Source organism: Flavonifractor sp. An4 (genome assembly GCF_002161755.1).
Taxonomy (GTDB): domain Bacteria; phylum Bacillota; class Clostridia; order Oscillospirales; family Oscillospiraceae; genus Flavonifractor; species Flavonifractor avicola.
The window spans coordinates 1-1930 of sequence record NZ_NFIL01000092.1 but is presented as its reverse complement, the minus strand read 5'-3'; the positions used below and the strand labels follow the sequence as shown (position 1 = coordinate 1930).

Genomic DNA, 1930 nt, shown 5'->3' with positions numbered 1-1930 from the left:
GAGAGGAACACATAATCAGGCGAAAACGGCATCAAAACTTGACTACGATAGTCAAAAATGCCATTTGCCACCGGCACAAGGTCCCGGTTCGGTGTCCTCTGCCTGATTGGCACGGTGTTGCGTAATATCATCCTGACCTCCCGGATGTCCTTTTCAGAGGCCCCGGGGCGCATTTGCAGGATTATCCGGTCCAGATCGCCGTCCGAAAGCGAGTACAGTCCCTGATTGGGCCCTGATTTCTGGTAAATTCCGAGGGGCAGCGGGTCTGAGGTGTTGCGCCGGTCACTACATTGGACCAGGGCAATAACCTCCGCCTTGGCCAGCAACATAGCCACTTGATAATTGGTGATGGTATCGGTCATGCGGTAGGTCATGCCCTTGGGCATACTTGTATTCATGGCCTGCAAGCGATCATTTGTAGTTGTAAACAGCTGCCCGACCATTTCGGGGATAGCTGGGAGGTTCGTCACATCAAGCGCATCAAGGTATTCGGTCGTAACCTCCTTGATGACTTGTTCTTTAGGACTATACATGTTAATTACTCCTTTTGATTACATTTTCGGGGGTTATACCACAAAAATCCGAATTTTTACCAGTTGGCGGGAAACATTTTGAACTCCATACCCCCAATAGGGCTCGTAGTAAAACGCTACTTGCGCATGGAGTGGTCTGCGGCCTCTTCCCGCCTGCCTGTTCGCGAAAATTGCGTCCAGGTCCGTGATTGGATTGCCTTGTGCATCAACGATTTCGGGAGGGTGTCGGTAATCGGCATAAGCCTGCATCTCCACCATTCGTGCCTGTCCTACGTCGGGATCGCCCGGATTAGCCGGCCCCTCGACCTCATACCAGGACGGCATCTTACTGTCTGGCAGATAGCCTATTTTTCCGGTGACCGGCCGCCCCCGACGGAGATAGAGCGCATCGTACATGGCCTTGCGGGCATCCGCCAGCAGCTGGTCGTTGCCATTCACAGGAACGGCAAAATATGCGCTCCACCGCTGCCGCCGGCCCCCGTAGCGTGTCCCCGTCTCGACGCGGGACAGGTCGTACAGGATAGTGTCCGGCCCGGTGATGATTGGGTTGGTTTCGGACAGCCCATAGTCCTCGGGCCTGCGGGACCCACCTGCGGCAGTATAGTCGTCAGACATAATATCCTCCAGTATATGGGGCCCCGGCCCGGCCGGCCACATGACCTGACGGCCGGACCGGGGCATATTGCTATTTACGACACCCCAGGTTGCTGGATCGCAACCAGGATGCACCCGACGCCTATCGTGTCACCGTAGCTTTTGTTCAGCCGAGTATAAGAGTAAAACCACAGGATCACGCTTGCGTCATCGGCCTCGTTGACATTTTCAGGTGGCAGATAGTCTCCATTAGCATCCACCGTGATTGGCATACGCCTGTTTCGCGCGGTAAAGTAGATTTTGCCCACGATATATCTGTTGCGCAGATGTTTTCCGGTTGCCGCAGTGGCCACATCACCGTCATGGACACACGATACACCGTTTACTTTGCCTTGCCGCGCAGGGTATCGCGCCAAATAGCCCGCCAGCGCCGCGGAGAAAACATGCTGCATCGCATCCTCGATATTTTGGACGGCGGCGCTGTCAGTCTCCTTGTCGACAACAATCTCGGCGGAGTATTTCTCAGGTGCCCCGCCCTCAAATGCCATGGGCTGAGAAAGCCGCAGAAACCTCAACTGCACATGAGGTACATGGACGTACCGGCCGTAGGCGCAGGACAGCTCCATCGCCTCGATGTCCGACTGATGCCGTGCCAAAAACGCCTCGTAGTCCGTCATTGTGCCAGCCCTCCGACGACGGTATCATCCCGGCGGAGGACATCCCTGCCCGGAGAGCGGACGGCGTAGCTAGCTACCATCTGATATGCTTCGTCACCGATGGCCTGCCGCATCTCGCGGGGTGTC

At 56.0% G+C, this 1930-nt stretch carries 3 protein-coding genes; all 3 read right to left on the bottom strand.

The genetic code is table 11. The annotated features are described in order from the left end of the window. The coding region (locus B5F94_RS15755) for a hypothetical protein (protein ID WP_204247517.1) at window positions 1-533 on the bottom strand (533 nt) is incomplete at its 3' end. Between the two features lie 33 nt (window positions 534-566). After that, entirely contained in the window at window positions 567-1148 is a 582-nt protein-coding gene (locus tag B5F94_RS15750) for a hypothetical protein (protein WP_087331499.1), read from the bottom strand. Between the two features lie 74 nt (window positions 1149-1222). After that, entirely contained in the window at window positions 1223-1804 is a 582-nt protein-coding gene (locus B5F94_RS15745; RefSeq protein ID WP_087331496.1) for an ssDNA-binding protein, read from the bottom strand. Between the last annotated feature and the right edge of the window lie 126 nt (window positions 1805-1930).